This is a genomic window from Aquimarina sediminis, assembly GCF_002895435.1.
In the GTDB taxonomy this organism is placed as follows: Bacteria; Bacteroidota; Bacteroidia; order Flavobacteriales; family Flavobacteriaceae; genus Aquimarina; species Aquimarina sediminis.
In genome coordinates this window covers 331,863-357,593 of record NZ_POYJ01000004.1, presented here as the reverse complement: position 1 = coordinate 357,593, position 25,731 = coordinate 331,863, and the positions used below count along the sequence as shown (strand labels likewise).

The following is a 25,731-nucleotide window of genomic DNA, read 5'->3' as shown; positions in this document are numbered from 1 at the left end:
TGAAACACTAATCTTTCGTTTTTTACCTGATAGCCTAATGGATGCTTGGTTTTAGAGGTAAGGGATTGCTGTTCAGCAAAAACATTTTATTGTTAAGAGATAATTGCCCTAAATTGCTCTAAGTGTGACCAAAAAAATGTCAATATGGATAAAATCTACATTATTAGAGTAACTCTATTCTTTTTCTTATTAACTACCCATATTAGTTACGCATGGGAGGCAGAATGTGTTAAGCATTTGAATTTTTATAAAACACCGTATTTTCAAAAAAAAATATACGATACTAATCCATATAAACTCATAAAGGACTCGACCTTAATAAAATTTAGAAGCAAAATTGAAAATAAAAAACTAATTCAAGATTTTAATCAGTTACTGGAAACATTAAAAGAGCACCCCTCTCAATTTGAATTTATTGATAAGTTATCGTTTGAGAATTTAATTAATACTCAACGCGATAAATTAAAGGATTCTATGACAGTAACAGAGTTTTATCGAGTTGTATCTCCAATAGTAGCAAGCTTAGGGTGTTTACACACTCGAATAGTTGATGGTCGTTTTTTTAGAACACCTCCTAAATATTGGTTACCACTAATTGTTTGGTTCAAAGACCAAAAAATGTATGCCATAAATAATTGTGTTGAAAGTACAGAAATGAATATTGGTTCTGAAATATTAGAGATTAATGGAATTTCATCTAGAGAAATATACAAAAGCTTGACGTCAAGTATTTCTGCCGATGCTTTAAATTCAAAGTTTTACAGAGGTGATTTGAATGTTAATTTTTTATACTATTATCATAGTTATTATGGATTTGATTCAGAGTATAGGATAAAATTTAAGCCGTATAATTCTGAAAAGAAAATTACCACTACTTTTTTCGTTAATAAGCCTGCTCCAGATTATAAAGTCGAAATTAATAATAAGCCTAGACTAAATTTAGAGGTAATCAAAGAAAAAGAAATAGCTGTAATTAGGATTAAGAATTTTAATTATTATCCACGAGGAAAGCAGAATATTGATTTTTTTAAAAAGAAGTTAGATGACTATATTTTAAAAATGGAACAAGATAGCATAAAGAAGATAGCATTTGATTTAAGAGGAAATAGGGGAGGGAATCCAGAATGCACACAGTATATTTTATCATATATCACCAGTAAAAAGATTAACTTTTATGAAAATAATGAGCTTAATAAGAGAAGAAATAGACCTACCGTTGTAGAACCAAAAACTAATAATATTAGTAAGAAAAAAATATACTTCATGATAGATGGTAGATGTGCCTCGGCTACTACTCAAATGTTGGCAGTTGTTAAGCATAATAAATTGGCAACTCTTCTGGGAGAAGAAACGGGAGGTACATATAGTACGCATCCGGGAAGAAGAGCTCCTGTCTTAAAAAACACTGGATTAGGATTACAAATTGGAACAAAAAGAGAATCTGTTAGTGTTCCTAGACTACCTCTTAATCTTGGTATAGTACCTAATAGACCAATAGAATTGAAAGTAGAACATTTGATGAAACAAAATGACCCTATATTAGAATATATTATAAATGAAAGAGGTAAATAAAAAGAAGCTCAGAACACAAGCATGAAAATATATCAACTGTTTATCGTTAGTCTTTTGTTTGCAAATACATTGTTTTCGCAACAGTTAGCAGACACCTTATACAACCCTAAGATTACTTCAAAAGCATATCCAAAGAGTTCGGGGACATTAGTTCACATAGATCAAGGGCATAATAACTTTCATACCAAAGACAATAGGTTTTTGCCTTTTGCGAGATTGTTATCTCAGGATGGATATCGGATCGCCGGATACGAAGGTAAATTTGAGGAATCCAAATTAAAAGATCTTAAGATATTAGTGATATCTAATGCGCTATCACAAAATAGTAGACCTCCATTTGTCGCTCCTACAGAAACAGCCTTTTCTACTCAGGAAATAGAGAATTTAAGACAATGGGTAAAAAAAGGAGGCTCTCTTTTTTTAATAGCAGATCATATGCCTTTTGCCGGAGCTGCTGCTAATCTGGCACGAGTTTTTGGTTTCGAATTTTACGATGGATTCGTGTTTGATGCAAATGACAAAGGTATTTTTGATTTCACTAGAGAAAATAAAATGCTCCCCAATAGTAAGATAATTAATGGGCGAAATAAAAGTGAATCTGTAAATAGTGTAAGAACGTTTACCGGTCAAGGGTTTAAAATACCTAAAGAAGCTTCCTCAATTTTAAGTTTTAAAAAAGAATTTAATGTGTTTGTAACAGATACTATGTGGGTGTTTAATGAAAATACACCCATGTTTTCTGCCGAGAATTTATCTCAAGGAGCGGTTAGAGAATATGGTAAAGGCAAAGTCGCCGTATTTGGAGAAGCTGCAATGTTTACAGCACAAATTGCAGGTAGAGATAGAATTAAAGTAGGCATGAACACCAAGGAGGCAAGCGAAAATTATCAGCTTTTACTTAACCTGATACATTGGTTGGATAACTTGTATTGATAATAGGATCCTTTTACGAAGTATAGAAAAGCTGAAACACACAAATAAGTAAATATGAAAAAGAAACGTAATACCCCTATTCTACTAATCCCATTTTTTGTTTTGGGATTATTATATGTTACTGATTCTAATGCTCAAGATAGTACAACCGATAAATATTTTCGACATTTAAGGTATAATCATGTTTCTCCTCATGTTCCTATTAAAGGAATTCATGAGATAAATAATGAAGAGGCGAATAACGATTCTCATTATATCTTTAGGTACAATAAAGCAAACCAATTAGTTGAGATTATAAATAATGATTATCATCAAGGAAGACGACACCCCTTAGCTTCAATAGCCGCTCATAGAATAGTTTTTGAGTACACACCCGAACTTGAAACCCGTATATTTTTTGATATAAAGGGAAAACGAATGATGAATGTACGAAAAGTGTATAAGGAAGAATATAAATATGACAAAAAAGGATTTAAATATGCATTAAATTTTTACAACCTGGATGATAAGCCCATGGAGTCTAATTGGAAAATTGCTAATTATAAATGGACCAAAAACAAAAACTTGATTATAGAAAAGCGGTACAATTTAGAAAATAGACATGTTGATATTTCTCCGTATTTTGAATTTAGAATAACAGGGATTTTATATGCTAAAAACGGAGATCCCAAAATGAATTATAATCTTAACGAAAAACTTGAAGTTCAGGAAAACTCTCTTGGTGTGGCATCTTATTGTGATATTTATGATAAGCAAGGAAACCATATCGAATATTCTTATCATGATGCAAATGGTCAATTGACAAAAAACCAATGGGGATATACTTTTGCCAGAAAAGAATTTGATGATAAGGGTTATCCAATAACAGAAACAAGGTATGATGAGCACCATAAAGTTTTGACAAAACGTAACCTGCCTTCTTCTGCAAGAATCAGAAAAGCAGACATAGCAAGTAAAAAAGATACACTTGAGATAAGAGAAAAGTCATTAGGGTATTTAATAGCTTTACAAGAGTTAAAACCGGATCTTATGAGAGATGTTTTTCATCAGGATTTAGCCAAAAGAACGTTAGGGTATGATCAAGAAAGTAAAAAGGAAGTTATAAGAGAAACTACTTATGGACAGATGGTAGGCTTTGCCGAGTCATGGAATCGGTCAGGAACTAAATTTCCTCCCAAACCAACTAATATGGTAGAAATACTAGATATTTATAATCGAATTGCTACCGTTAAGTTAATCTCTGATAACTGGGTAGAGTATTTACATCTAATAAAAACAAATAACCAATGGCATATTATTAATTTACTTTGGCAGTATAAAAATGTAAACCAATATCCCAAGTAAGACTTATTTCCACGCTTTTTTTCCGGTTTGATAGATTTTTTCTAATGCTTCATCTCTATATATCCGACCCATAGGGATTGTGTAGTCTTCTATTTTAAGGATATTTCCTTGTATTACTTTGATATGATGGTAATTAACAATAAAGGATTTATGAACCTGTACAAATGAAGAAGAAGGTAGCATCTCTAGCATTCCGGATAGAGTTTGATAAGTTACAAAGAACCTATCCTTAAGAACTACTTTAATATAATCTTTTAGACTTTCTATAAGTAAAATGTCATTATAGTATACTTTAATCTTTTTATTATCTACTTTAAAGAAAGCGGCATTAGAAGAAGAAGTATCAGCTATTTCTGTATAATAATCTGTAGAGGTTCTTATTTTCTCCACAGCTCGTACAAAGCGAAAAAATGGAATGGGTTTAATAAGGTAATCAACTGCATTAAGTTCAAAACCATCTACGGCATAATTACGATGTGCAGTAGTAAAAATAACTTTAGGAGAAGGAGAAATTGCTTTTACAAAATTAATACCGTTCAGTAAAGGCATCTGGATATCCAGAAAAATAAGATCAACAGTTTCAGAATTCAAAAACTCAATAGCTGATAAAGCATCATCAAATTTTCCAACTTCTGATAAAAAGTCAAGTCGTCCGATATAATCAGAGATAACATCTAGAGCTAAGGGCTCATCATCTACAATAATACATTTTATGCTATTCATTAATCACGTAATTGAATTTTTAGGTCAACATAGAACTTATTTGATCGTTCCTCTAACCTAAAGATATGCTTTTGGGGATAAATGATCTGCAATCTTTTGGATAAATTTTGAACTCCAATTCCGTTTCGGTCACTTTCATCTTTTGAATTTCCAACAGGGTTTACAGTACTTATATGTAGTTCTCCGTCTTGAAAAGCTATTTTTATTTGGATTTTGACATTTCCTCTTTCGTTTAGAGAACAATGTTTAAAAGCATTCTCGACTATGGGGATTAGTATTAATGGAGTGATCATTACTTCATTAAAGTTTCCTGTCATTTCCATTAGTAGATTCAAACGATTCCCAAAGCGTAATCTTTCTAGTTCAATATAATCATGTAAATGTTTAATCTCTTTTTCTAAAGGAATGTTATCCTCACTTCCTTCGTACAAGGTATAGGATAGTAAATTAGATAATTGCAACAATGCATCTGGTGTTTTTTTTGATCCTTTTAGGGATAGCGAATATAAGTTGTTTAATGTATTAAAAAGAAAATGCGGATTGATCTGAGACCTTAGAAAATTTAATTCACTGATCTTTTTTTCTTTTTGTATTTTTTCAAGATTTACTTTATTCTCATAATGGTCATGTAAGATTTTTATAGCTGTAGGAGGACCAAACCATAGTAGTATTGATCTTGCAAAACTCAAAATCCTAGGAATAGAAAAATAGTCAGGAGGAAGGTTAGGTACCTCTATTAGAATAGGATATACAAAATAGTACTGAAAAACCAGAACAAGGAGTGAATTTAGGACCAAAAGAGGAGTAAAGGTTAGAAAATAATATAAATAGCGTTTACTACCTATATATTTAGGCCATAAATAGTACATATGTAAATAATACAGAGGGATTTCTAGTAAACAACCTAAATATTTGTAAGATGCATTTGCTAGCGAAACACCATATAAAACATCCAGTAATACCCACATTAATAAATACAAAAACCAAAAGGAGATATGTTTTAGGATTCTGTTTTTAAGGAATATAGTAGTAATCATTATTAATATAGGTGTGTTTAAGTATGTTATGATACAAAAAAAGAGGTGTAATATCGTTAAAATATAGATTCTTGACTAGTATTTTCTCTCAACTACACTTCTTACTCGATGAAATATAGATAATTTTTGGGGTAATATTGTTTTAGGGTGATCCTATGCCCAGTGCCTTATTCAATTTATTGTATAAAAATAAAATCATCTCTGTATACCTAAGCACATACTATAGATTGATCCTTGCTTAATGATATTTTTTATTCGGTTATCTGATAAAGAGCTATATTTGTAGCTTAGTTATAATTGCATTTTGATATAACTAAACGTAAACCATTTTTAAAAACGGAGTAAGTTTAAACACCTACTCCGTTTTTTTGTTACCGGATATGAATTTTTGGTATGTAGAGGTAAGAAAATGAGTAAATTGGTATTTTAGTTTTTTTTATATTCATAATAAATCTTTGCTACTTGAAAATACACATATTCGGTGCTTCTGGATCGGGAACAACAACATTAGCCAGCCATCTTGAACAAGAATTAGGATGGAAACATTTGGATGCGGATGATTATTATTGGAAAAAAACTAATCCTCCATATCAGGAAAAAATTACATTGTTAAAAAGAAATACAACTATAATCAAGGATATAGAATTACATAAATCAGTTATTATAAGTGGCTCAATGGTAAGCTGGGGAAAACACTGGGAGAGTATATTTGATTGTGCTGTGTTTTTGTATGTTCCGCCTGCAATAAGAATACAGTGTCTTATGGATAGAGAAGCAGAAAGGTATGGGACGTTATTGTATACGGATCAAAATGTAAAGTCTAATTCCGAGGCTTTTTTGGATTGGGCAAAACAGTATGATGATCCCGATTTTGATGGACGAAGTATTACCGTACATAAAAACTGGATTAAAAAATTGAAATGTCCAGTAATTCAAATTGAAGGAGATACCATGATAAAAGAGCGAGTGCGATTAGTTTTAGAACAGTTACAGTAATATTTATAATAGTATTCAAAAGACCTGAAAAAACTTTTGGTGCCATAAGTTTACACACTTCCACTGTCACCAGATTGCGAACCAATTACATTTTTCACAATTTATATTTTTTTAACTCTCTGTTCTGGCTGGCCCATGTGTAAATTGAGAGCCATGGTACTTAATGTTTTTTCAGATCTTTTAATTACTAAGCAGCAAGTCCCCCATTACCTACTGTTTCTTTGCCTGTTTCAATTGATCCCCATTTCGAATTTGTGTTAAATTTTATTGATACAGGACTTTCATTCCTAAGGGTGTCTAGGATAGATTGTAATTCGGTTTCATGAAAATAGATAGTTATCGCTCCGTCCTGATGCTGTCTGTTTTGTGGTAGTTCTTTTTCGTTTTTGATGATTCCCAGATACCCCAAATACTCTTGGTTTTGACCATACAGGTATACATGTCCCATTTGATATCCCCCGCCACCAGCATAATTGCTAACAATTTGAATACTAAAACTTTCTATTTTATAAGAAACGATCATTATGTATTAATTTTTGATGTGAATTTTAATTGTTATGTTGATTCAAAAGTAGTGTGTATTATGATACTATGGTAGAGGGAAAACACGCAAATTGATAGGGGATATTCCCCCTTAAGGATTATTTACTGTTTTTTAATAACAAAAAAATGTATATAGCTTTAGAATCTTCTTGAAAGGTAGAACCCAACAGAATCCATATTAACCTGAGGCGCAAATGCTAATCCGTCTATTTTTTTAAAAGGATTCCAGGCAATAAGATGTTCAAAATGATACACCAGCTTTACTGATAATATTCCGATACCAGCTCCTACCAAAACGTCAGATAGATAGTGCATGTTATTTAGCATTCTTAAACTGCCTGTGGTAGCTGCAAAAATGTATCCACTATATGCCAAAAGAGGATTGGTATCTTTAAACTCTTCAAATAGCACAGTAGCAGTAGTAAATGCCGTTGTAGTATGACCCGAGGGAAAAGAATTAACATTGGTAGAACCTCCTGGTCTAGGTTTGTATATTTCTTTTTTTAATAATGTAGAAACTCCATTGCTAATAGCAGAAGCTAGAACAAGGTTTTTGGTTTGATCGAACCAGTGATTCCTGGATTTTACACCCAAAATATCTGCAGAGTACATTTCTACCACAGGAGCATAACGAGTGTAGTCATCCATATTAAGATAAAAATCATTACCTACTAATCTTCTTAGATCTTTTTGTAATGATTTTTCAAAACTACTTGCAGAAAGGAGAATTCCGGTAGTTATTAGAGCTACAGGTAGGATCCTTTTAGTTGACACACTTTTTTTTGTAGTAAACTCCGTTTGATTTGTATTAGCAAAATCTGAGTTTGTAATGGGGGCTTCAGTAAATTGAGCACTTACGGTATTGATACATAGGGCTATCAACACCAGAGATAGCATAGTTTTCATAATTTTATTTTTTGGGGACATAGACAATATTGATGCACAGATCAAAAGTTATCTATTGTGAAATATACTATATAATTATTAAAAAAATGTTAATAATTAGTGTTTTGTTAATAAATAGTTAACAAAAAGAGTGTGAAATATCTAGGAAGCTATATTTATAAATAAGATGAATTAAATACTTAACAATGTATAGGTTAGGGGATATCTAGTCATGTTTTTAAACTACTAATTGGGTAAATACTAGGTAAATGTTATGTAATTGGGTGATACTAATATTTTTAATATAGTCTTTGGGTGTCAAAATAAAAGAATATACCAAAGAATTCTTTAAAAAAGACGTATATTTGCCCGCAATTAAATTTTAATTGCGATGACAGCACATGATTCCAAAATCGTTGGAGAAGGTTTAACCTACGACGATGTTCTTTTAGTCCCTGCATTTTCTGAAGTGCTACCTAGAGAGGTAAGTATTAGGACTAAGTTCACAAGAAATATTACACTTAATGTTCCTATTGTTTCGGCAGCAATGGATACGGTTACAGAAAGTCGTATGGCAATTGCAATGGCTCAAGAAGGAGGAATAGGCGTGTTGCATAAAAACATGACTATAGAAGAACAAGCAATCAAGGTGCGTAAAGTAAAAAGGGCTGAGAGTGGTATGATCATAGACCCGGTGACCTTACCTAGAGATGCAAAAGTGCTAGATGCCAAAAATAATATGCGAGAGCATAGTATTGGAGGAATCCCTATTGTTGATGATAACTATAAATTGATTGGTATTGTTACGAATAGAGACCTTCGTTTTGAGAAAAATGAGCAACGTCCAATATCTGAAGTAATGACCAGTGAAAACTTGGTAACTGTAGGAGAAGGAACATCATTGCAGCAAGCAGAAGTTATTTTACAAAATAATAAGATAGAAAAGTTACCTGTTGTTGATAATGAGAACACATTAGTTGGTCTTATCACTTTTAGAGATATTACTAAGTTAACTCTAAAACCAATGGCTAATAAGGATAAACTTGGACGTCTAAGGGTTGCTGCTGCTATCGGAGTTACGGGAGATGCTGTAGATCGAGCAGAAGCCTTGGTTAAATCTGGTGTAGATGCTGTGGTTATTGATACAGCGCATGGTCATACCAAAGGTGTGGTAGCTGTATTAAAAGAAGTAAAGGCAAAGTTTCCTGAACTAGAGGTAATTGTAGGTAATATTGCAACTGCCGATGCTGCCAAATATTTGGTAGAAGCGGGTGCCGATGCTGTAAAAGTTGGAATTGGTCCAGGATCTATCTGTACAACAAGAGTGGTAGCAGGTGTTGGATTTCCTCAATTCTCTGCCGTATTAGAGGTCGCCAATGCAATCAAAGGCTCTGGAGTACCTGTTATTGCAGATGGTGGTATAAGGTATACAGGTGATATTCCTAAAGCAATTGCAGCTGGGGCAGATACCGTGATGTTAGGATCACTTTTGGCTGGTACCAAAGAATCTCCTGGAGAAACAGTAATTTATGAAGGAAGAAAGTATAAAACCTATAGAGGAATGGGATCTGTTGAAGCAATGAAAAAAGGTTCAAAGGATAGGTACTTTCAAGATGTAGAGGATGATATCAAAAAACTTGTTCCAGAGGGTATTGTTGGTAGAGTAGCCTATAAAGGAGACCTAGTAGAAAGTATTCATCAGTTTATCGGTGGATTAAGAGCAGGAATGGGATATTGTGGAGCAAAAGATGTCTCTACGTTACAAGACAAAGGACGTTTTGTGAAAATTACCGCTAGTGGTATTAATGAAAGTCATCCGCATGATGTAACTATAACCAAAGAATCTCCGAATTATAGCAGGAGATAGATAAGGATAATATATCATAAAAAAACCACATCAATTGATGTGGTTTTTTTATGATATTGACTAGAACTTATTTTTTAGGCTCTTCTATTTTGATTCCTAATTTTGTCATAATTGTTTTTGTAAGATCAAACTTAGGATCGATGTATGCTAGACCACTAGTGGTGATTGTAAATACCTGAGTATATCCTTCTGCTTTTGCTGTTTCTTCAAGAGCTTTACCAATCTTTTGGTATAGAGGTTGTAATAATTTGTTTTGCTCTATTTGGACTAATTGAGATCCGTTTTGGCGAAATTTTGCAATGTCATTTTCTAATGCAATAATCTCTTCTTGCTTTGTCTTTTTTACGGGCTCTGTAAAAGAAGCGACTTTTTCCTGATACTCCTTAACTTTAGCTTGGTAGCCGTCTACTTTAACTTTTAGTTCGGCTTCAAGTTTGGTGTTGTAGGCTTTTAAATCCTCCTGAACCTTAGAAAGCTCTGGCATTTTAGAAAGAATAAACTCTGTATCTATCGTTCCGGTTTTAGACTGAGCATTTACTTGAAAACTTGCGATCAATACTAAGATTGATAGTATTACTTTTTTCATCTGATTTTTTTTATTTTTAAGTTTTTGCAAATATATAAGGTCTTAGACAATATACGTGCCACGAATTATTTTTTTTAAAAATCTATCCTTCATATAGTTGTCCTCGGTGTGGTTTTAGGGCATTACGCACTTTTTTCATTTCAGAATCGGTAACAATGAGATAAGCTATACTGTGCATGTCGGTAAGATTTTGATAGCCCGTTATATCAATTGATAATTTTTCTGAAGCAATATATTCTTTGAGATGAATTTCATGGTGTTGAGCTGTTTTACTAGCTGCAGGACCTCTAAAATCCCATATTAATTTTAGTTTTCTTTCCAAAGTATTTTTGTATTTGATTGAATTGAATAAGATGATATGTGTTTTAGTAATTAATGCATTAAAAGGGTTTTAAGTCTTAGTGTTAATCATCTAATACACTTTTGCCTTCTTCTACAAACATTTTAAAATCTTCCATATATGATAATGATTGTTTTTTGAAGGCTCCCGGCATCAAAAATCCCATTAGTTTCATAAAACCACCAAATTTAAATTCATTTTTAGAAATCCACTTAGTATTCCCGTCAGGAAGTTCTTCAAAATAATTTTCTTGAATATTATACACATTTTTTGCATCAAAAGTAAGATGGATAGATTCAGGAAGATCTAGTAGCGTTATCGTTTCGATCATCTCTATTTTACGTTTTCCCATTCTATAAGTCAATTTTGATACAGATCCGGCTTTTCCTTTTTCACCACTTAAATGTTCTATGTTTACAAAGCCTTTTTGCCAATGCCTTATGTTTTCGTCATTGTCAAATTTTTCGATTACGTGATTACGGGGTTTTTTTATTATAATATCAAGTGAATACTCCATGATAAAGTTGTAGTTTGTTAGGTTTATTATGAAGGTACAATATACGGAGATCATAAAAATTTTGAAAGCTCATACTATAGGAGGTACTTGCTTCGTTAGAAAAGGGACTTGTAAAATATTTTAATATTATTATTTTTGTCCAGTTAGGACTTTATCATATAGAAATTATGAATAAAAAGGTATTATTGTTTTTTTTAGGAAGTATTTTTTTTGCACAGATTAATGCTCAACAAACAAAGGACGTGCTGTTTACTATAGATCAGAATCCTGTTTATTTTTCTGAGTTTAAAAGGGTGTATCTCAAAAATATAGATTTAGTCAAGGACGATTCACAAAAGAATATAGATAAGTACCTTAGTTTGTTTATTAACTATAAGTTAAAGTTAAAAGAGGCTAAACACCTGGGCTTAGATAAAAAAGAGACATATTTAAGAGAATTAGAAGGTTATAAAAAACAACTTGCAAAGGGGTACTTAACAGATACAAGGACTTCTGATGCATTATTAAAACAAGCATATGAGCGTTCTTTAAAAAGGGTTAATGCTAGTCATATATTAATTTCTGTAAAGGCAAATGCATCTGCAAAAGATACTCTAGTAGCCTACCAAAAAATTATAGAAGCAAGGAACAAAATTAATAAGGGAGAAGCTTTTGATGTGGTTGCAAAAGCGTATAGCCAAGATCCTTCGGTAGTCAGAAACAGTGGAGATTTGGGATGGTTTTCTGTTTTTAGAATGGTATATCCGTTTGAAGAAGCTGCGTATAAAACCCCGATAGGAGAAATTTCAAAACCATTTAGAACGCAGTTTGGATATCATATCGTAAAAGTTAATAAAAGAGAGAAAAAATTAGGAGAAGTTACTGTAGCGCATATTATGGTTGCAATAAATGATAATCTAACTTCTGAAGCGGCAGAAAAACGAATAAAAGAACTTGATCAACAATTAAGACAAGGAGTGTCTTTTGCTTCTTTAGCAAAACAATATAGTGATGACCCTAGTACAGCTATCGATGGAGGTAAAATCAGGCGTTTTGAACAGGGAGCATTAAACTCTGAGAAGTTTGAGCAAACAGCATTTGGTTTGCAAAAAAAAGGAGAAATATCTAAACCCATAAAAACAAAGTACGGTTGGCATCTTATTCAATTGATAGAAAAACATGCTCCAAAAACTTTCGAAGAACAAAAAGATGATCTTACTAAAAAAATAAAAAGAGATAGTAGATCTAAGTTGGTTACAGCATCATTTATTAATTCTTTAAGAAAGAAGTATTCCGTTGTTAAAAATGAGGAAAGCATTACGTATTTCAAAGAAAGAGTTACAGATATACTCTCAACAGAAAAAGGAGATATAGAAGAAAATGAAATGTTTAAAAAAGAAATTTTTAAGCTAAAACAAAAGGTATATAAAAATAAGGATTTTGCTCAGTATTTAAAGAGAAATCAATCTAGAGTTAGTGACTATGCAGATACAAATGCATTTGTAGATGAAATGTATACAAAATTTGAATCTTCAACATTACTTAGGTATTATGAAGAACATTTAGAAGATGATAATGTAGATTATGCAAATGTAATAGGAGAATACCGAGATGGTCTTTTGCTTTTTGACCTTATGGAATCTAAAATATGGAATGTGTCTAAAACCGATTCTATTGGTCTTAAAAAGTACTATGAGGCTCAGAAAAATAGATATACACAAAATGAAACGTATAAGGTTCTTAAAGCTTCATCATCTAAGTATAAAGTGATTGATAAAGTTCAGAAGCTTTTGGAAAAACAAATCTCGGTTGATGAGATTAAAAAGAAGATTAACAAAGGAGATACTTCTTTGGTGCTTTTTTCTGAAGAGGAGTTAATCAAAGGAGAGCACGCTCTACCAAAAGATTTTTCTGGTAAGAAAGGAAATATTGTGATTGCAGAAGAAGAAAATCTTATGACTTTGATTATGGTGAGAGAAGTGTTACCTTCCCGAATTAAGACTTTTGAAGAAACGAAAGGAGAAGTTATTAATGATTTTCAGGAAAGTACAGAAAATAAATGGTTGAAAGATTTAAAAACAAGATATCAGGTAAAGGTTAATGAAGAGATACTTAAAAAAGCTAAAGAAGAGTTATCAATATAAATAGAAAGGTATCAATGATTAGAGGAAAGTACGAGGTAGAGGATCTTGCATGCTCTTAATTAGAATAGTTAAAAAGATCAAAACAGGTGAAATATTATAAATTATTGTTGCTACTATTTGTAGTTGTTTCTTGTCAAAAATTTAAAAGTCAGATTAAAAAGGAAGTTGTTGCCAGAGTAAATGATAGCTATCTATATAAAAAAGATATTGAAGAATTAGTACCAAAGAATACTTCTAAAGAGGATAGCATAAATATTGTTAATAATTATATCAAAACTTGGGCTACCCGACAATTGTTTATTGATAAGGCTAAGTTAAATCTTACAGAAGAAGAGTTAGCAGCTTTTGATGACCTTGTAGAAAGCTATCAGAGCACACTATATATTAATGCATATAAGAATGCTGTAATCAATAAATCCATTAATATGGAGATTACAGAACAAGATTTTCAATCCTATTATGATCAAAATTTAAAAAATTTTAATCTTAATGAGGAGTTAGTAAAATTACGTTACTTACATTTGCCTCCTAATTATGAGAATATTATTGCAACGCAGCAACAATTGAATCGTTTTAATGAAGAAGATACTCAAGAGTTAGAAGATAAAAAGTTAGAATATCTAGCATATTCCTTTAATGATTCTATTTGGATTAAGTTTAATCAGGTGTTAAGTAAAATTCCAGTTCTGAAAAAACAAGATAAAACCAAACTCTTAAAAAATGGAAAATATATACAACTTAGAGACTCTACAGGAGTGTATATTGTAAAAATAAAAGAAGTGTTAAGTCATAATGAAGTAGCTCCTTTAGAATACGTGAAACCTACAATTAGGCAGATTATTTTGAATAAGAGAAAGCTGGAACTGATAAAAAAAATAGAAAAAGATATTACAAGAGATGCAGTTGAGAACAAACAATTTGAAGTTTATGATTAAAATTACCGCACTATGTGCGATACTTACCTTTAGTATAAGTACACAAGTTTATTCCCAAGAGATTATAGAGGATATAGATACCACTACAAAAGAAGAGGCAATTGCAGTAAATGATACAGTAGCAGTAGCAATAGATTCTGTAAAACAACCGTTTCAAAAAATAAAGATTGATGGTGTAGCAGCGGTTATTGGAGAAAATGTTATTTTGGATAGTGATGTTGATATTGCTTATCAACAATTAGTGAGTGAAGGTGTATCAATAGCCGATGTAAGTCGTTGCGAACTTGCTGGAAGCTTATTTGAAACTAAATTATATGCACATCACGCCATTCAAGATAGTATTATTGTCAAAGATGCCGAGGTTAATTCGATGGTCGATCAACAACTAAACTATATGACCAATGAGTTGGGAACCATTGATAAAGTGTTGAAGTTTTATAAAAAAGATAATTTATCAGATTTTAAGAAAGAACTTTTTGAAATCAATAAATCTAATAGATTGTCAGAACAAATGCGTGGTAAGATCATCCAAGACATCGAAATTACTCCAGAAGAAATAAGAGAATTTTTTGATGATATTCCAGAAGAAGAAAGACCTCTTTTTGGTACCGAAATAGAACTTGCTCAAATCGTAATTGAACCTGAAATCACAGAAGAAGAAGAACAAAAAGTTATCGATAGACTAAACCAGTTTAGAGAAGATATTGTAGAGAATGGTAGTAGCTTTGCTACAAAAGCGGTATTGTATTCTCAAGATCCTGGATCTAAATCAACAGGAGGGAAGTATACTCTTGATCGTCAGACTAATTTTGCTAAAGAATTTAAAGATGTAGCTTTTAGTTCTCAAGAAGGTGAAGTAAGTGAGCCTTTTAAGACCGATTTTGGATGGCATATTATTAAAGTTGATAAAATTAGAGGAGAAGAAATCGATGTAAGGCATATTTTACTTATTCCAGATGTTACCAGAGCAAGTATAGATAAGGCAAAAAAAAAGATAGACTCTCTACGCGCAAGTATTGTTTCGGGCTCAATAGATTTTAAAGAAGCAGCTAGAAAATTTAGTGATGAAAAAGAAACTCGTGAAGACGGAGGACAACTACTTAATCCAACTACAGGAGATACTCATTTTGAACTTACCAAAATTGATCCTATATTGTACGATCAAGTATCCAAATTAAAAACAAATGAAGTCTCTTTGGTAATTCCTGATCAAGATCGACAAGGACGTAAAAAATTCAAATTGATTACAGTACTTAATCGATATGATGAGCATATTGCAGATTACTCAAAAGATTATCTCAAAATACAAGAGTTAGCGCTTAGAAAGAAACAAATAGACGCTATACGAGAGTGGCAAAACGAAAAAATAATGGATACCTATATAAAGGTAAATGGAGAATACAGAAACTGTGAGTATAGTGGTAACTGGTTAAAAAAATAAAAATAATATGTCAGACGACGTAGCGGCTATAGAGAAACTGGTAAAAAAACACTCTGAACTTAAAAAGGAAATTTCCAAAGTCATTATTGGACAAGAAAAAGTAATCGACCAGATACTTATTTCTGTTTTTTCAGGTGGTCATGCGTTATTAATCGGTGTTCCAGGTTTAGCTAAAACCTTAATGGTTAATACGATATCTCAAGCTTTGGGGCTGGATTTTAAAAGAATTCAATTTACGCCAGATTTGATGCCTAGTGATATCTTAGGAAGTGAGATACTAGATGAAACCAGACATTTTAAGTTTATAAAAGGACCTATATTTTCTAATATTATCCTTGCGGATGAAATTAATCGTACTCCTCCAAAGACTCAAGCAGCACTTTTAGAAGCTATGCAAGAGAGGTCAGTAACAGTAGCAGGTCACCATTACTCTTTAGATTTACCTTACTTTGTTCTAGCGACCCAAAACCCAATAGAACAAGAAGGAACATACCCTTTGCCAGAGGCACAATTAGATCGATTTATGTTTGCTATAGAGTTAAAATATCCAAGCTTCGAGGAAGAAGTGGAGGTTGTAAAAAGCACTACAGGAGATACAAGTAAAAAAGTTAACTCGTTATTTACAGCTCAAGAGATTATCGATTTTCAACACTTAATCCGACGAATCCCTGTAGTCGATAATGTTATAGAATACGCAGTAGGAATGGTGGGTAAAACTAGACCTAATGGTGATACCGCAACAGAGTTAGTAAAAAACTATATTGATTGGGGTGCCGGACCAAGAGCTTCTCAAAATCTAATACTTGCAGCAAAAGCAAATGCTGCAATAAAAGGAAAATATTCTCCTGATATAGAGGATGTTCAGGCTGTTGCTATGGGTATTCTTCGCCATCGTATTATTAAAAACTATAAAGCAGAAGCCGAAGGAGTTAGTGTAGAAGATGTGATTAATAGCTTATTTTAGGAATAGAGATTAACAAATGACTTCTTCTCTTTTGTAAGAAATGTAGAATATATATCTAATCTATAGATAACACCCATTTTTGACTGTTCATTTATCAGATATTGGAGCCTATGATTTAGTCTAGTAACATGTTCATTAATTCTGTATTCCAAAGCCTCTCTCTAGAAAAATTAAACCTTTTTCAAAATTTATGGTCTTACTATTGAACGTTCAACAAATGTATTGTTTAATATAGAAAAGAAATAAATGAGAAGAAGAATAGTAACCTCTATACTGATAGTTATAGGGATTTTGTCATTGTCAGGACAGACTGAAGAGCATGATAAGGAGCGCAGAGGGTTGAGAAAAGGATTCTATGAAAGCCTTTCGCAAGATCAGAAAAATCAATTAGAAAATAACAGAAAACTTAGGGAAGAGCACAAGCAAGAAATGAGGTCTACCTTTACTGAAGAACAACTAGCTGTTTTAGAGGATCAAAATCTATCTAGAATGGAGAGGAAAAAAGCATTAAAAGATACGTATAGTGATGAGCAATTAGTAATGTTCAAAGATCATAGAACGGTCATGAAGGGTGAAAAAGAAAAGTTTGAAACTTCGTTGTCAGAAATACAATTAGCTCATTTCAAAAAGATGAAAAGAAGAAAAGGGAGAAAAGAAAAAGGTCGTAAAATAGAAGATTAAACTATTAGTTAAGTTTTTTTTATAAGAAAGTGGGGTTTTACAACTTCACTTTTCTGTTTTTTACATAATATGACTCTTTTTGAGCTATTTTTTATATTAGAACTATAACGTTTTCGTAAATTAAATAATTACCTAAGTATTTTCTTATCTTAATTTTTAGTAATTACATAAAATTCACAAATCAAATTTATGAATTTAGATAAATGAAGACCCTTATTTTTTTAAAAATGTAAAAAGAAAGGATTGAAAGTATTCATTTAAGAAAATCCTTTAAAATTCGTATTTTCGCAAGACTTTTCAATACTTAAAAACAATTAGATATGGCATTTGATATCGATATGATAAAAAAGGTGTACAGTCAGTTGGCTGATCGTGTAAATTCTGCACGAGAAGTTACTGGTAAGCCTTTAACTTTGGCAGAGAAAATTTTGTATTCGCATTTGTGGGACGCAAAAGCAAAAGAAGCGTTCATACGTGGTAAGGATTATGTTGATTTTGCACCGGATCGTATCGCATGTCAGGATGCAACTGCGCAAATGGCTTTGCTACAATTTATGCAAGCTGGAAAAAAGAAAGTGGCAGTACCAACAACAGTACATTGTGATCATTTAATACAAGCAAAAGAAGGTGCAGCAAAAGATTTAAAAAATGCTAATGACATTAGTAGCGAGGTGTTTAATTTTTTAGAATCGGTATCTGATAAATACGGAATTGGGTTTTGGAAACCTGGAGCCGGTATTATTCATCAAGTAGTTTTAGAGAACTATGCTTTTCCTGGAGGGATGATGATAGGTACCGACTCACATACTGTAAATGCTGGAGGATTAGGAATGATCGCAATAGGTGTAGGTGGAGCTGATGCAGTAGATGTAATGGCAGGTATGGCTTGGGAGTTGAAATTTCCTAAATTGATAGGTGTAAAATTAACTGGTAAATTATCAGGCTGGACCGCACCTAAGGATGTGATCTTAAAAGTGGCAGAAATTCTTACTGTAAAAGGTGGAACTGGTGCTATCGTAGAATATTTTGGACCAGGAGCAACATCAATGTCATGTACAGGAAAAGGAACTATCTGTAATATGGGAGCAGAAATTGGTGCTACAACATCGACTTTTGGTTATGATGAGTCTATGGAGCGTTACTTGCGAGCAACAGAAAGGGCAGATGTAGCGGATGCAGCAAACAAAGTGAAAGAGCATTTAACTGCAGATCCAGAGGTGTATGAAAATCCGGAGCAATATTTTGATCAGGTAATCGAAATTAACTTATCAGAATTAGGACCATTATTAAACGGACCTTTTACTCCAGATTTGTCAACAGCAGTTGGCGGTACGATGACAGAAAAAGCAAAAGCTAACGATTGGCCAATTCAGGTAGAGTGGGGATTAATAGGTTCTTGTACAAATTCTTCTTATGAAGATTTATCTCGTGCGTCTTCTATAGCACAACAAGCTTTAGATAAAGGTTTAAAGATGAAAGCAGAACTAGGGATCAACCCTGGCTCTGAACAAGTGAGATATACGGCAGATAGAGATGGTATTCTTGGGATATTTGAACAACTGGATGCAAAAATATTTACTAATGCTTGTGGACCCTGTATTGGGCAGTGGGCAAGATATAATGATCCAAAAAATGCACCAAAGAATAGTATTGTACACTCGTTTAATAGAAACTTTGCTAAACGTGCCGATGGCAACCCTAATACACATGCTTTTGTTGCGTCACCAGAATTAACTGCTGCAATTGCTGTTGCAGGACGATTAGACTTTAATCCATTAACAGATAAGCTAATTAATGAAAATGGAGAAGAGGTGATGTTTGATGAGCCAACAGGGTGGGAACTACCACCAAAAGGATTTGAAGTAAAGGATAATGGTTATTTGGCTCCAGTAGAAGATGGTAGCGGTGTAGAAGTAAAAGTAAGTCCGACCTCAGAAAGATTACAATTATTAACACCATTTGAACCAATAGGAAGTGAGGTTAAAGGAGCTAAATTACTTATCAAAGCATTTGGTAAATGTACTACAGATCATATTTCTATGGCAGGACCTTGGTTGCGTTACCGTGGTCATTTGGATAATATTTCTAATAACTGCCTAATCGGAGCTGTAAATGCATTTGGTAAGAAAACCAACTTTGTTAAAAATCAATTAACAGGAGAATTTGGTGGAGTGCCAGACACAGCAAGAGCTTATAAAGCTGCAGGAATACCTACTATTGTTGTAGGAGATCATAATTATGGTGAAGGATCATCGCGAGAGCATGCAGCAATGGAACCACGTCATCTGGGGGTGTGTGCAGTAATTGTAAAATCATTTGCCCGTATCCATGAAACAAACCTTAAAAAACAAGGAATGCTCGGGTTAACATTTGCAAACGAAAAAGAATATGATTTAATACAAGAGGATGATACTTTTAACTTTACAGATCTCGATCAATTTGCACCAAATAAACAATTGACTTTGGAGATTGTTCATGCAGATGGATCAAAAGATACGATCATGTTAAATCATACTTATAATGAGTCTCAGATCGAATGGTTTAAAGAAGGTTCTGCACTTAATCTGATTAAAAAACAGAACGCATAACCGCTTCTAAAACATAGACAATGAATATGAACTCCTAAGGATAAAGCTTTAGGAGTTTGTTTTTTTATGGAATTGTATTTTTTTGGGTGGTAAAAATGAATGTGTAGATATGGTAATTAAAGCTGGCTTAACTAACTAATTAGCATAGTTTGGTTAAAGCAGGAATAATATTTTAAGAAAGCTTAGGTTATATAAATAAACTTTTATTAGATTAGAGAGTAATTATGTAACTTTTTACGATAAAACTACTAAAATTTTATGGTAAAAATGTAAGAATTTTCACTGTTTCACGACGTAGATACATATTTAACATCCTAAAATACAATTGTCATGAATGCTATATGGTTTTTTGAAGATGCCAATCTCTTTAGGATATTATGTCCTCATAAATTCAAAAGATTTAAAGAAGACCATGATTTTGATGCCTATAAAAAAAACGATTACATTTATTTTGAAGAAGATTCTGCTAATAAAGTATATCTTATTGAAAAAGGAAAAGTAAAAATAGGTTATTATGCAGAAGATGGTTGCGAGGTAGTAAAAGCTATTCTAACAAGAGGAGAAATTTTTGGTGAAAAAGCAATACTGGGAGAAAACAAAAGAACAGAGTTTGCTCAGTCTGTTGATAATACAACGTCTATATGCCCTATTGGTGTAGAAACAATGCACGGTCTTATGCGAGATAACCAATCCTTTAGTCTCAGGATCTATAAGTTTATTGGTATGCGCTTTAAACGCCTCGAAAGGCGGTTACAGTTACTACTTTTTAAGGACACCAAAACGAGATTGTTGGAGTTTTTAAACGAGCTTAAAGAAGATTATGGACATTGTTGCCCAGATACGGGAGATATGGTTATAGAGCACCCTTATACTCAAAAAGATATTGCAAACCTTATAGGAACATCAAGACCAACCTTGAATATTATTCTTAACGAATTAAAAGAATCTAATGTTATTGATTTCAATAGAAAAGAAATTAGATTAAAAAATGTTGCGTAATGTTAGATGGCTAACATTTTATTAAAACAACGGTAGGTACTTTTATAGTGTAATAACTATAAAAGAAAAAACAATGTTTAAAAAAGCAATTATAGGGGCTTTGGTAATTGGACTAATTACTACCTCCTGTAACAATGATGATGATTCTGAGATCGTAATTCCAGAATCAAATTTAACATTAAATCTTAACGGATTAGAAGATTTAGGAAGTGATTACCTTTATGAAGGTTGGGTAATCGTTAATGGCGCTCCGGTTTCTACCGGAACATTCTCTGTGAATAGCGCAGGAGAATTATCAAGTACATCTTTTCAGGTAAATACAGAGTCTCTTAATGCAGCCACATCTTTTGTGTTAACGATTGAGCCAAATCCTGATTCGGATCCAGCACCAGCAGATACTAAGTTGTTAAGTGGAGATTTTGGAACAGGTAATAGCGCTACTCTTGGGTTAGGACCTGTAGGAGAAGGAGACTTTTTGAGCTCAGCAGGAGAATTTTTCTTGAGAACACCAACAGATGAAGCTCCTGGCACTGCAAATAATGGGAATGATGAGTTTGGAGTTTGGTTTGGTACTCCGGGAATGCCACCTCTAGCTAGTTTAATGCTACCAACTCTTAAAGAAGGATGGAAGTATGAAGGATGGGTAGTCTCCAACGGAGTGCCTATTTCTACGGGAACCTTTACAATGAACAACACTGCAGATGACAATGCTGGAGATGCAAATGGATTTAGTGAAACAGCTTCAAACGGACCCCAGTTACCTGGAGAAGATTTTTTCAGAAATGCACCAGATGGAGTAACTTTTCCATTAGATGTTAGAGAAAAGGCAGTTGTGATTTCAATAGAACCATTTCCGGATAATTCGGTAGCACCATTTTTGTTAAAGCCATTGGTCGGTACAGCAGGTACAGAAACGGCACCTACAACTTATGCATTTGAGCTTAATGATGCATCATTTCCTTCAGGAAATGTGTCAAGATAGTTCATTGTTATTTTTTTGTTAGTTTTTAAAGCGCAATCTATGATTGCGCTTTATTATTATAATAGATACTAAGTCTGTAAATATCATAGAGCGGTATAGTTTATTTGTATAACTTTGTAAGTTATTGAGAATTCAAAGACACAATTACTGCTAATAATCTAATCTATAGAAAGATATGAAATTTAATAAAAAGAACATCTCCAATTTGATTTTTGTAATTCTATTAGTATTGTTTTTTATCCCCAATACCAGAGGGATGATGCAGATTTTTCTAACTAGAATTTTTTCCTTTAGCCCAGGAATAGTAAAAGTAGAAGAGAGAGCGCAGGTGTTGTCGTATGATTGGAAATTACACGGTGTGAATGTAGAATCTACAAATTTTAGTGTGTCTAAAAATAAAGTTGTTTTGGTTAATTATTGGGCAACTTGGTGTCCACCCTGTATAGCCGAAATGCCTTCGTTACAAAAGTTATATAATGACTATAAAGATAAGGTAGAATTTTTCTTTGTAACAACAGATGATGACCCAGAAATAAACAAGTTTATGAAAGATAAACACTATTATTATCCCATATATAGATCGTTGTCAGAGCATCCAAAACCTTTTATAAGCAAAACTATTCCTGCGACGTATTTGATAGATAAAAAAGGGAATATAATTATCGATAAGGTGGGGGCAGCAGATTGGAATACTTCTAAGGTAAGAGAAATGATTGATAAACTGCTAGAGGAGTAAAGCTTAATGTTAAAGTTCAAAAATCAAAGAGTCGATTGAGTCAAAATAACGATGATTTGAAGAACTACTTTTTGGCATGTCCATAATTTGTTTTCCTAATACCCAAAATTCATTAAGCTTATCGGTACATACAATTTTATTGAAATCATGTAGGTATTTAGTAATGTTGCCTTTTTCAGGCTGGATCGTAAAATAGGATACAAAGACAGTGTTTTCATGAAGAAATAGCATATTTGGTAAACTGTCCAAAGGAACACTAGAGCCAAGATAGATCGCTTTATATCCATGTAGAAGGATCTCATAATTAATATACAACAAACCTAATTCATGTATTTCATTCTCAGGTAGAAATAATACAAAAACCTTATCCTTTTTGGTGGGTCTGGAGTATTGGAGCTTTTCGATGTTAAGAAGTAGTTTTTGTTTTATCAAATTGGTAATAAAATGTTCGTGGGATGGCCCTATAGTGTTAGTTTGCCACAATAAACCAATTTCATTTAGAAGAGGGATAAAAACATCTACAAATATTTGCTTGAAACTTCTATGATTTTCAAGTTGTTGATAGGTTACTAAAAATAATTCGAGATCATAGTTAAGCATTGCTATTTTAAAAGAATTAATGGATTGGCTTTTAGAGCTGTTATCTGATACAATGTTTCTTACATATTCATTTATTTCTTGCTCATCGAGTTTAGAGATTCTCGATATTTTATAACCTCGATTTATTAAATAAGTGACATTAAGTAGTTTTTGAAGACTTTTTAGGTTGTAAGTTCGTATGTTAGTCTCAGTACGCTCTGGAGAAAGTAGATTGTATCTTTTTTCCCATATTCTTATGGTGTGAGCTTTTACACCACATAGGTTTTCTAAATCTTTAATACTAAAGACTTGCTTAATATTATTCACTTTTCTTATAAGATTAAAAAAACGAAACTAAAGAAAAAGAAATAGTTTTCTTTTTCTTTTAACGTTAAAATGCTAAGGTTGATTGTTAAAAATATGATATACGATAGAAATCTCTTTGTTTTAGCGGTGTTTTGTGTTGTTTTAATTAGTGTTTAAGCTAGCTAAAATTTAAAATAGTTGAAATTGTCTATAGAAAATGGCGCTTAGTATTAAAGAAAAAAGATAGAGACATTAGCTTTTAAAAAACGAATAGCTTTGCTAATATGTACCTCTACCGTTTTGGTTGAGATCCCTAAAATATCTGCTATTTCTTTATGCTTCTTTTGTTCTAAACGGCTCAATTTAAAAACTTCCTTGCATTTTTTTGGAAGTTGCTCAATTGCTTTTTCTAACTTTAACCAATCAGCATCAAATTGATCTTCTTCTTTTTCAGTATGGATTTCTAGTATCGCTTCCCACTTTAATGCATCAATAGTACTGTATTTTTTCTTTTGCTGACGTAAATACATTAAAAATTCGTTATGACAGGCTCTAAATAGATAGTTTTTTAAAGATGAAGTTATCTGTAATGATGATTTTTTTTCCCATAACCTAAGCATAACGTTTTGTACCAGGTCATCTGATAAAGAAGAATCATTAGAAAGCTTATAAACATAATTATGGAGCCAGGAATAATATCTATCAAACAATATTTTATAACTGTTTTGATTTCCCTCTTTAAGCCCCCTAATTAATAGTTTTTCTATGTTTTTCTTACTTTTTTTCATCATAAAAATCATTGACTAAATTAAAAAAAATAAAATAAAGTAAGGGAATTGTGGTTTTTCTGCATCTTTTAAGTAGAAAATGTAAATAATGAAAGATTATTTAACAATAATTACGAGATATCTTGAAGGAGTAATCTCGCCGTCAGAGAAAGAAATGTTGCAAGACTGGTTGTCTGAAGATCTAGACCATAAAATACTTTTCAAACAAAAAGTAAAGGAATGGTATGCTTCAAATAAAGAATTGCCAGTAGACTCTGAGCTTGCTTATAAACGTTTTATAGAAACTATTGATAAAAACAAAACAAAAACCATTAGGTTAAAATCATGGTCAAGAATTATTAAATATGCTGCTGTTTTAGGAGGGATTTTAATTGGAGGGTACTATTATTATACTACCACGAATGTGACCCAGATCAAAACAAATCCTACACTAGTTAATAAGGAGGCTTCTCCTGTAGATAAAATTAGAATAGTTCAAGCGGATGGTAAGGTTACTTATATGGGTTTTGAGGATAGCTCAGAAGTAGTAAATGCCAAAGGGAATTTAATAGGTAAAAAAAACCAAGGACAGTTTGTTGTTGAATCCGGTGTGACAACAGTTGAAGCTAAGTATTTAGAAATTTCTATTCCCAAGGGAAAATTGTTTCAGCTTACATTATCTGATGGAACCAAAGTTTGGCTAAATGCAGCTAGTAGTCTAAAATTCCCTCAACATTTTGTATCGACAGAAAAGAACCGTATTGTTTATCTTGAAGGAGAGGCATTCTTCGATGTTACTACAAATAAAGATCAACCTTTTATTGTAAAGACAGGAGCTGTGGATGTAGAGGTATTAGGAACGCAGTTTAATGTATCTTCTTATGCCGAAGATGTAACCATAAAAACAACCCTAGTAGAAGGGGCAGTTGCAATTAATGATCCTGAAAGCAGTAATACATCCCTAAAACTAACCCCCAGTTATCAAGCTATTTTTAGTAAGGATAAAAAAGCTATGTTGAAAAAGAAAGTGAATACAATGTTGTACACATCCTGGATGAATAAAAAGATGATATTACAAAATGAATCTTTTGCCGAGGCGTACAAAAGGATTGAGCGAACTTATGATGTGACAATTACAAGCAATAATGATAAGCTAAATAGTACTCGATTTACAGGAGAATTTGATGTAGAAAATATTGAAGAGATACTTAGAACATTTTCAGAAACTTTAAACTTTACATATGATATAAAAGATAAAAACATTGTAATCAATCCGTAAAAAAAGGA

Annotated in this window: 24 protein-coding genes; 15 read left to right on the top strand and 9 right to left on the bottom strand. The window is 32.5% G+C overall.

Annotated elements, in window-relative coordinates; all coding sequences use genetic code 11:
- The first annotated feature begins 144 nt into the window (after positions 1–144).
- The 3 genes from C1X07_RS12445 to C1X07_RS12435 are packed head-to-tail and all read left to right on the top strand — an operon-like array spanning position 145 to position 3,849.
- Positions 145–1,572: a S41 family peptidase gene (locus tag C1X07_RS12445; RefSeq protein WP_103070338.1), complete on the top strand. Its 1,428-nt coding sequence runs from the start codon at positions 145–147 to the stop codon at positions 1,570–1,572.
- Between the two features lie 21 nt (positions 1,573–1,593).
- Positions 1,594–2,505, top strand: a complete 912-nt coding sequence (locus C1X07_RS12440) for a DUF4350 domain-containing protein (protein WP_128755265.1) — start codon at positions 1,594–1,596, stop codon at positions 2,503–2,505.
- A gap of 54 nt (positions 2,506–2,559) precedes the next feature.
- The gene (locus C1X07_RS12435) at positions 2,560–3,849 is read left to right on the top strand and encodes a nuclear transport factor 2 family protein (protein ID WP_103070336.1); all 1,290 of its coding nucleotides are present in this window, start codon (positions 2,560–2,562) and stop codon (positions 3,847–3,849) included.
- A gap of 3 nt (positions 3,850–3,852) precedes the next feature.
- Here the strand turns inward: C1X07_RS12435 and C1X07_RS12430 are convergent, their stop codons facing one another.
- Positions 3,853–4,572, bottom strand: a complete 720-nt coding sequence (locus C1X07_RS12430; RefSeq protein ID WP_103070335.1) for a LytR/AlgR family response regulator transcription factor — start codon at positions 4,570–4,572, stop codon at positions 3,853–3,855.
- Entirely contained in the window at positions 4,572–5,609 is a 1,038-nt protein-coding gene (locus tag C1X07_RS12425) for a sensor histidine kinase (RefSeq protein ID WP_103070334.1), read from the bottom strand. Before C1X07_RS12425 ends, C1X07_RS12430 begins: the two co-directional genes overlap by 1 nt.
- 462 nt (positions 5,610–6,071) lie before the next feature.
- Here C1X07_RS12425 and C1X07_RS12420 point away from each other — a divergent pair, with 462 nt between their 5' ends.
- On the top strand, positions 6,072–6,605 hold the full coding sequence (locus C1X07_RS12420; RefSeq protein WP_103070333.1) for a P-loop NTPase family protein: 534 nt from the start codon (positions 6,072–6,074) through the stop codon (positions 6,603–6,605).
- A 187-nt stretch (positions 6,606–6,792) separates the two neighbouring features.
- Here C1X07_RS12420 and C1X07_RS12415 read toward each other — a convergent pair whose 3' ends face one another.
- Both C1X07_RS12415 and C1X07_RS12410 read right to left on the bottom strand, forming a co-directional pair.
- Positions 6,793–7,128, bottom strand: coding sequence for a hypothetical protein (locus C1X07_RS12415; protein WP_103070332.1), 336 nt, complete (start codon positions 7,126–7,128; stop codon positions 6,793–6,795).
- 158 nt (positions 7,129–7,286) lie between these two features.
- Entirely contained in the window at positions 7,287–8,054 is a 768-nt protein-coding gene (locus tag C1X07_RS12410; RefSeq protein WP_164914152.1) for a phosphatase PAP2 family protein, read from the bottom strand.
- A 370-nt stretch (positions 8,055–8,424) separates the two neighbouring features.
- On the opposite strand from C1X07_RS12410, the gene guaB reads away from it, so the two are divergent.
- The gene (gene guaB, locus C1X07_RS12405) at positions 8,425–9,900 is read left to right on the top strand and encodes an IMP dehydrogenase (protein ID WP_103070330.1); all 1,476 of its coding nucleotides are present in this window, start codon (positions 8,425–8,427) and stop codon (positions 9,898–9,900) included.
- A 67-nt stretch (positions 9,901–9,967) separates the two neighbouring features.
- On the opposite strand, the gene C1X07_RS12400 is transcribed toward guaB, so the two are convergent.
- From C1X07_RS12400 to C1X07_RS12390, 3 genes are all read right to left on the bottom strand, one after another.
- Complete coding sequence (locus C1X07_RS12400) at positions 9,968–10,486, bottom strand: OmpH family outer membrane protein (RefSeq protein WP_103070329.1); 519 nt, start codon at positions 10,484–10,486, stop codon at positions 9,968–9,970.
- Positions 10,487–10,568: 82 nt separating this feature from the next.
- Positions 10,569–10,808: a hypothetical protein gene (locus C1X07_RS12395; protein ID WP_103070328.1), complete on the bottom strand. Its 240-nt coding sequence runs from the start codon at positions 10,806–10,808 to the stop codon at positions 10,569–10,571.
- 82 nt (positions 10,809–10,890) lie between these two features.
- Positions 10,891–11,343 (bottom strand): SRPBCC family protein, encoded by a 453-nt coding sequence (locus C1X07_RS12390; protein ID WP_103070327.1) that lies wholly within the window; start codon positions 11,341–11,343, stop codon positions 10,891–10,893.
- A gap of 167 nt (positions 11,344–11,510) precedes the next feature.
- Between C1X07_RS12390 and C1X07_RS12385 the strand changes: the two genes are divergently transcribed.
- The 9 genes from C1X07_RS12385 to C1X07_RS12345 all read left to right on the top strand — a co-directional run bounded on the left by C1X07_RS12385 (position 11,511) and on the right by C1X07_RS12345 (position 22,792).
- Positions 11,511–13,466 (top strand): peptidylprolyl isomerase, encoded by a 1,956-nt coding sequence (locus tag C1X07_RS12385; protein WP_103070326.1) that lies wholly within the window; start codon positions 11,511–11,513, stop codon positions 13,464–13,466.
- An 86-nt stretch (positions 13,467–13,552) separates the two neighbouring features.
- Positions 13,553–14,401: a peptidylprolyl isomerase gene (locus C1X07_RS12380; protein WP_103070325.1), complete on the top strand. Its 849-nt coding sequence runs from the start codon at positions 13,553–13,555 to the stop codon at positions 14,399–14,401.
- Entirely contained in the window at positions 14,394–15,842 is a 1,449-nt protein-coding gene (locus C1X07_RS12375; RefSeq protein ID WP_241507251.1) for a peptidylprolyl isomerase, read from the top strand. Before C1X07_RS12380 ends, C1X07_RS12375 begins: the two co-directional genes overlap by 8 nt.
- Positions 15,843–15,849: 7 nt before the next feature.
- Positions 15,850–16,806, top strand: a complete 957-nt coding sequence (locus C1X07_RS12370) for an AAA family ATPase (protein WP_103070323.1) — start codon at positions 15,850–15,852, stop codon at positions 16,804–16,806.
- Between the two features lie 246 nt (positions 16,807–17,052).
- Positions 17,053–17,487: a hypothetical protein gene (locus tag C1X07_RS12365; RefSeq protein ID WP_103070322.1), complete on the top strand. Its 435-nt coding sequence runs from the start codon at positions 17,053–17,055 to the stop codon at positions 17,485–17,487.
- 320 nt (positions 17,488–17,807) lie between these two features.
- Positions 17,808–20,075, top strand: coding sequence for an aconitate hydratase (locus C1X07_RS12360; protein ID WP_103070321.1), 2,268 nt, complete (start codon positions 17,808–17,810; stop codon positions 20,073–20,075).
- Positions 20,076–20,405: 330 nt separating this feature from the next.
- Entirely contained in the window at positions 20,406–21,074 is a 669-nt protein-coding gene (locus tag C1X07_RS12355; RefSeq protein ID WP_103070320.1) for a Crp/Fnr family transcriptional regulator, read from the top strand.
- Positions 21,075–21,147: 73 nt separating this feature from the next.
- The gene (locus C1X07_RS12350; RefSeq protein WP_103070319.1) at positions 21,148–22,056 is read left to right on the top strand and encodes an anti-sigma factor; all 909 of its coding nucleotides are present in this window, start codon (positions 21,148–21,150) and stop codon (positions 22,054–22,056) included.
- 175 nt (positions 22,057–22,231) lie between these two features.
- Positions 22,232–22,792 carry a TlpA family protein disulfide reductase gene (locus tag C1X07_RS12345; RefSeq protein ID WP_103070318.1) on the top strand — a complete coding sequence of 187 codons (561 nt, stop codon included), beginning with the start codon at positions 22,232–22,234 and terminating at the stop codon, positions 22,790–22,792.
- Between the two features lie 9 nt (positions 22,793–22,801).
- Here the strand turns inward: C1X07_RS12345 and C1X07_RS12340 are convergent, their stop codons facing one another.
- Both C1X07_RS12340 and C1X07_RS12335 read right to left on the bottom strand, forming a co-directional pair.
- Positions 22,802–23,698, bottom strand: a complete 897-nt coding sequence (locus tag C1X07_RS12340) for a MerR family transcriptional regulator (protein WP_103070317.1) — start codon at positions 23,696–23,698, stop codon at positions 22,802–22,804.
- A gap of 209 nt (positions 23,699–23,907) precedes the next feature.
- A complete protein-coding gene (locus C1X07_RS12335) occupies positions 23,908–24,468 on the bottom strand; it encodes an RNA polymerase sigma factor (protein ID WP_164914151.1) in 561 nt (186 codons plus the stop codon).
- Between the two features lie 85 nt (positions 24,469–24,553).
- On the opposite strand from C1X07_RS12335, the gene C1X07_RS12330 reads away from it, so the two are divergent.
- Positions 24,554–25,723, top strand: a complete 1,170-nt coding sequence (locus tag C1X07_RS12330) for a FecR family protein (RefSeq protein WP_103070315.1) — start codon at positions 24,554–24,556, stop codon at positions 25,721–25,723.
- Positions 25,724–25,731: the final 8 nt, after the last annotated feature.

Bases quoted from the DNA above. Each gene is read 5' to 3' on its own strand.
- C1X07_RS12350 (WP_103070319.1), top strand. From the start codon at position 21,148: ATGTTTAAAAAAGCAATTATAGGGGCTTTGGTAATTGGACTAATTACT.
- C1X07_RS12400 (WP_103070329.1), bottom strand. From the start codon at position 10,486: ATGAAAAAAGTAATACTATCAATCTTAGTATTGATCGCAAGTTTTCAA.
- C1X07_RS12445 (WP_103070338.1), top strand. From the start codon at position 145: ATGGATAAAATCTACATTATTAGAGTAACTCTATTCTTTTTCTTATTA.
- C1X07_RS12410 (WP_164914152.1), bottom strand. From the start codon at position 8,054: ATGAAAACTATGCTATCTCTGGTGTTGATAGCCCTATGTATCAATACC.
- C1X07_RS12360 (WP_103070321.1), top strand. From the start codon at position 17,808: ATGGCATTTGATATCGATATGATAAAAAAGGTGTACAGTCAGTTGGCT.
- C1X07_RS12355 (WP_103070320.1), top strand. From the start codon at position 20,406: ATGAATGCTATATGGTTTTTTGAAGATGCCAATCTCTTTAGGATATTA.
- C1X07_RS12335 (WP_164914151.1), bottom strand. From the start codon at position 24,468: ATGATGAAAAAAAGTAAGAAAAACATAGAAAAACTATTAATTAGGGGG.
- C1X07_RS12425 (WP_103070334.1), bottom strand. From the start codon at position 5,609: ATGATTACTACTATATTCCTTAAAAACAGAATCCTAAAACATATCTCC.
- C1X07_RS12390 (WP_103070327.1), bottom strand. From the start codon at position 11,343: ATGGAGTATTCACTTGATATTATAATAAAAAAACCCCGTAATCACGTA.
- C1X07_RS12440 (WP_128755265.1), top strand. From the start codon at position 1,594: ATGAAAATATATCAACTGTTTATCGTTAGTCTTTTGTTTGCAAATACA.
- C1X07_RS12345 (WP_103070318.1), top strand. From the start codon at position 22,232: ATGAAATTTAATAAAAAGAACATCTCCAATTTGATTTTTGTAATTCTA.
- C1X07_RS12385 (WP_103070326.1), top strand. From the start codon at position 11,511: ATGAATAAAAAGGTATTATTGTTTTTTTTAGGAAGTATTTTTTTTGCA.
- guaB (WP_103070330.1), top strand. From the start codon at position 8,425: ATGACAGCACATGATTCCAAAATCGTTGGAGAAGGTTTAACCTACGAC.
- C1X07_RS12435 (WP_103070336.1), top strand. From the start codon at position 2,560: ATGAAAAAGAAACGTAATACCCCTATTCTACTAATCCCATTTTTTGTT.
- C1X07_RS12365 (WP_103070322.1), top strand. From the start codon at position 17,053: ATGAGAAGAAGAATAGTAACCTCTATACTGATAGTTATAGGGATTTTG.
- C1X07_RS12415 (WP_103070332.1), bottom strand. From the start codon at position 7,128: ATGATCGTTTCTTATAAAATAGAAAGTTTTAGTATTCAAATTGTTAGC.
- C1X07_RS12375 (WP_241507251.1), top strand. From the start codon at position 14,394: ATGATTAAAATTACCGCACTATGTGCGATACTTACCTTTAGTATAAGT.
- C1X07_RS12370 (WP_103070323.1), top strand. From the start codon at position 15,850: ATGTCAGACGACGTAGCGGCTATAGAGAAACTGGTAAAAAAACACTCT.
- C1X07_RS12430 (WP_103070335.1), bottom strand. From the start codon at position 4,572: ATGAATAGCATAAAATGTATTATTGTAGATGATGAGCCCTTAGCTCTA.
- C1X07_RS12330 (WP_103070315.1), top strand. From the start codon at position 24,554: ATGAAAGATTATTTAACAATAATTACGAGATATCTTGAAGGAGTAATC.